Genomic DNA, 3929 nt, shown 5'->3' on the forward strand with positions numbered 1-3929 from the left:
GCGCGATATGTCCGCCGGCCGGAGCATCCTGGGCCAAAAGCTCGAGCGCCGCGCCATGCGCCTCGGCGAGTTCGCCGGCTTCGATGGCCTTGGCCGGCGCGCCGGCGAAGAAATCGCTCCAGAAGCGGCGGCGACGATTGCCCTTCGGCAGTTTCTCGGCAGCAGTGCGGAACGACGCGGCAAGCGCCGCCAGCCGGCCGAGCGACGGCGACAGCATGCGATCGATGCGCCCGCGCAGCATCTGCGCCAAAACCGGCCCGGCGCCCTCGGTGCCGATGGCGACGGCGACCGGCGCGCGGTTGACCAGGGCCGGGGTGAAAAAATCGCAGAGCTCAGGCCGATCCACGACGTTGACCGGGATGCCCAGCCGCCGCGCGTCCTCGGCTACGCGGCGATCGAGCGCCTCGTCGCCGCTCGCGGCGAACACCAGGGCCGCACCCCGCAGATGCGCGGCTTCATATGCCGCCTCGATACGAACGACCCCGGTCGATGCGATGAAGTCCAACAGACCGCTGCTGGCATTGTCGGCAATGATGCGCAGCACCGCGCTCGACTGCGCAAGCAGCCTGGCCTTGGCAAGCGCCTCCTCGCCATTGCCGACGATGGCCACGGCTTCGCCGTCGACCCGCATGAAGACGGGAAAGGCATTGAGCTTGGTGTTGGTCGGCGGCATGGCAACGAGCAATATTGGAACAGTTTGGCAGTTTTACGCGGGCTGGCCAAAAACCAGAAGGCAAGCACTCGCGCGCCGCCGAACAGCAGGCAATCGCTTTTTCGCAGCCGCGAAGGGCCAGAGAAAAAAATTCTACTTTGAGAATGAGACCGCCAGAACAGCGTAAGAAACCGCCCTTGATCCGTCGCAATTTTTAGCACCGGGTCGAGAAAGCGGCAAAACAGTTTTTTCTAAATTCTACTAACTTAGTAGATTAAAGCCGACCTTACCGCCCGGCGCCCAGCTTCGCCTCGCGGGAGCAGTCGAGGGCGCCACCGCTAGATCGGAACCATCATGCTTCGCGGCTCGTTTGCCTAGCGATCATCCTGTCGATCCCGGGCTCCATCGATCGACAACAATGCAAGCAAGGAGGAACGCCATGAACGTCAAGCTGAAGCGCGGATTGTGGGTCGTCGTGGCCGATGGCGAAAAGGCGCTCTTCCTGCGCAACCAGGGCGACAGCAAGTTCCCGAACCTGGAAGTGGTGCACGAGATGGAGCAGGAGAACCCCGCGACGCGCGAGCAAGGCACGGACAAGCCGGGCCGGTATGGCAACGAGGGACCTCGCAGCGCCGTTGAGGAGACCGATTGGCACCGCCTGAACAAGGAACGCTTCGCCATCGACATTGCCGAGCGGCTCTACAAGCTCGCGCATCGTGGCGCGTTCGACGCGGTCGTGCTGATCGCGCCGCCGCAGGTGCTTGGCGAGATGCGCCAGAAACTGCACAAGGAAGTCAGCGACAAGGTGCAGGCCGAAATCCCCAAGACGCTCACCAACCACACGATTTCCGACATCGAGAACCTGCTGCAAGCAGCATAAGGCGGCCGAAGCAAAGGAGCTTCGGGCCGAATGGAGTCCCGAAGCCGTCTCTTTGTCGGCAGGGCGATGATTTTTCGGTCCGCGCCCTCTCTCCAGGTCGATTTCTGCGCGGCGGTGGTTGCATCATCGCCGCTCCCTCCACCATATTGCCGAAGGCGACGGCCTCGGCGGGCGCCCATCCGACATCGTGAATTTTCGAAAGGCGCTCCATAGACAATGCCGCATGACACACCCCTTATCGCCACCATCGTCGCCGGTCTGGGGCTTGCATTCGTCTTCGGGGCGTTAGCCAACCGTTTCCGCATCCCGCCGCTTGTCGGCTATCTTGTCGCCGGCGTCCTGGTCGGCCCGAACACGCCGGGTTTCGTGGCCGACGCCAGCCTCGCCAACGAGCTCGCGGAGATCGGCGTCATCCTTTTGATGTTCGGCGTCGGCCTGCATTTTTCGCTGAAGGACCTTCTGTCCGTCCGCGCCATCGCCGTGCCGGGCGCCATCGTGCAGATCGGCTTCGCGACGCTGCTCGGCGTCGGGCTTGCCTGGCTGCTCGGCTGGTCGCTGGGCGCCGGCCTGGTCTTCGGCCTGGCGCTTTCGGTCGCCTCGACCGTGGTGCTTTTGCGCGCCATGCAGGAGCGGCGGCTGATCGAGACCGAGCGTGGCCGCATCGCCGTCGGCTGGCTGATCGTGGAGGATCTGGCGATGGTGCTGGCGCTGGTGCTGTTGCCGGCGCTCGCGGGCGTGCTTGGTGGCCAGCCGCAGGTCGAAGACCATGCGAGTCTGCTCTCGCTGCCCGCCAGCTACGGCATATGGGGCGTCGTCGGCGCAACATTCGCCAAGGTCGCCGCCTTCGTCGTCGTGATGCTGGTGGTCGGCCGCAGGGTGATCCCGTGGATCCTGCATTACGTCGCCCATACCGGCTCCAGGGAATTGTTCCGGCTCTCGGTGCTGGCGATCGCGCTCGGCGTCGCCTTCGGCGCGGCGAAGCTGTTCGGCGTCTCGCTGGCGCTCGGCGCCTTCTTCGCCGGCATGATCATGAGCGAATCCGAACTCAGCCACCGCGCGGCGGAAGAATCACTGCCGCTGCGCGACGCCTTCTCGGTGCTGTTCTTCGTCTCGGTCGGCATGCTGTTCGACCCGCTCAGCCTGATCAGCAACGGCCTGCCGATCCTCGCCACATTAGCGATCATCATTATCGGCAAGTCGATCGCGGCTTTCGTCATCGTGGTCGCCTTCCGCTATCCGATCGCGACCGCGCTGATGATTTCGGCGAGCCTTGCTCAGATCGGCGAATTCTCCTTCATCCTGGCCGAGCTCGGCGTCGGCCTGAAACTGCTGCCCGAACAGGGCCGCGACCTGATCCTGGCCGGCGCGATCCTGTCGATCCTGCTCAATCCGCTGATGTTCCTCGTTGTCGACTGGATGAAGCCGTGGCTGGAAAAGCGCGCCGGCAAGACGGCTGCGCCCGAGGAGGCAAAGCCGATCGGCCCGGCGACCGAGCCCGGCCAGGTCGCTTCGGTCCAGGCAACGTCAGGAAAGGAGGACGGCCCGCCGCCCAGGACCGCGCTTGCCGGCCATTCCATCCTGATCGGTTACGGCCGCGTCGGCAGCTTGGTGGGCGCCGCGCTGAAGGAAGCCGCCCTGCCCTTCCTGGTGATCGAGGACGCCGACAAGACGCTGGCGAAGCTGAAGAGCGACGGCGTCGAGACCGTCGCCGGCAATGCCGCCAATGCGGATGTCTTCGCGGCCGCCAATCCGGAGGGCGCCAAGCGGCTGATCCTCGCCATTCCCAATGCCTTCGAGGCGGGGCAGGTCGTGCTCAGGGCCCGCGCGGCCAATCCGGCGATCAACGTCATTGCCCGCGCTCATTCCGACGCCGAGGTCGAGCATTTGAAAGGGCTCGGCGCCGACACCGTGATCATGGGCGAGCGCGAGATCGCGCGGGGGATCGTTGAGGTGGTGACCGGCAAAAACACCGGTCCGTCCGGTCCCGCCATGGGGGTCGATCCGCAACCCGCCTGACGTGTCTCATGCAACGAAGGCGGAGCCACCATTCCGCGCGATATCGCTGAGATATTTCGCCGGTGGCTTACCCAGCGCCTTCTTGAACATGGTGATGAAGGCGGTGACGGATTGATAGCCGAGATCGCCTGACACCTGCTGCACACTGGCGCCGGATGACAGTTCCCTGAGCGCGACGATCAAGTGCAGTTGCTGGCGCCAGCGGCCGAAGCTCAAGCCCGTCTCCTTGACGATAAGACGCGCCAGGCTGCTTTCGCTCAGCGCCACGCGATCCGCCCACTGCGCCAGCGTGCCGCGATCGGCGGGGTCGTCGGCAAGCGCTTCGGCGATCCGTCGCAGCCGCGGCTCGGCCGAGATCGGCAGGTGCAATTGCTGCACGGG

The 3929-nt window shown here is 65.0% G+C and carries 4 protein-coding genes; 2 read left to right on the forward strand and 2 right to left on the reverse strand.

Going from position 1 to position 3929, the window contains the following annotated elements; genetic code table 11:
• On the reverse strand, positions 1-673 hold a 673-nt coding region (locus EOD07_RS25715; protein WP_281059085.1), incomplete at its 3' end, for an NAD(P)-dependent oxidoreductase.
• A 418-nt stretch (positions 674-1091) separates the two neighbouring features.
• On the opposite strand from EOD07_RS25715, the gene EOD07_RS25720 reads away from it, so the two are divergent.
• Positions 1092-1532 (forward strand): host attachment family protein, encoded by a 441-nt coding sequence (locus EOD07_RS25720; RefSeq protein ID WP_127237416.1) that lies wholly within the window; start codon positions 1092-1094, stop codon positions 1530-1532.
• Positions 1533-1748: 216 nt separating this feature from the next.
• The gene (gene ybaL / locus EOD07_RS25725) at positions 1749-3548 is read left to right on the forward strand and encodes a YbaL family putative K(+) efflux transporter (protein ID WP_127237417.1); all 1800 of its coding nucleotides are present in this window, start codon (positions 1749-1751) and stop codon (positions 3546-3548) included.
• A 6-nt stretch (positions 3549-3554) separates the two neighbouring features.
• On the opposite strand, the gene EOD07_RS25730 is transcribed toward ybaL, so the two are convergent.
• Positions 3555-3929, reverse strand: a 375-nt coding sequence (locus EOD07_RS25730; RefSeq protein ID WP_164772515.1) for an AraC family transcriptional regulator, incomplete at its 5' end; no start/stop codon positions are given.

It is taken from the genome of Mesorhizobium sp. M2C.T.Ca.TU.002.02.1.1, assembly GCF_003997225.1.

Bases quoted from the DNA above. Each gene is read 5' to 3' on its own strand.
- ybaL (WP_127237417.1), top strand. From the start codon at position 1,749: ATGCCGCATGACACACCCCTTATCGCCACCATCGTCGCCGGTCTGGGG.
- EOD07_RS25720 (WP_127237416.1), top strand. From the start codon at position 1,092: ATGAACGTCAAGCTGAAGCGCGGATTGTGGGTCGTCGTGGCCGATGGC.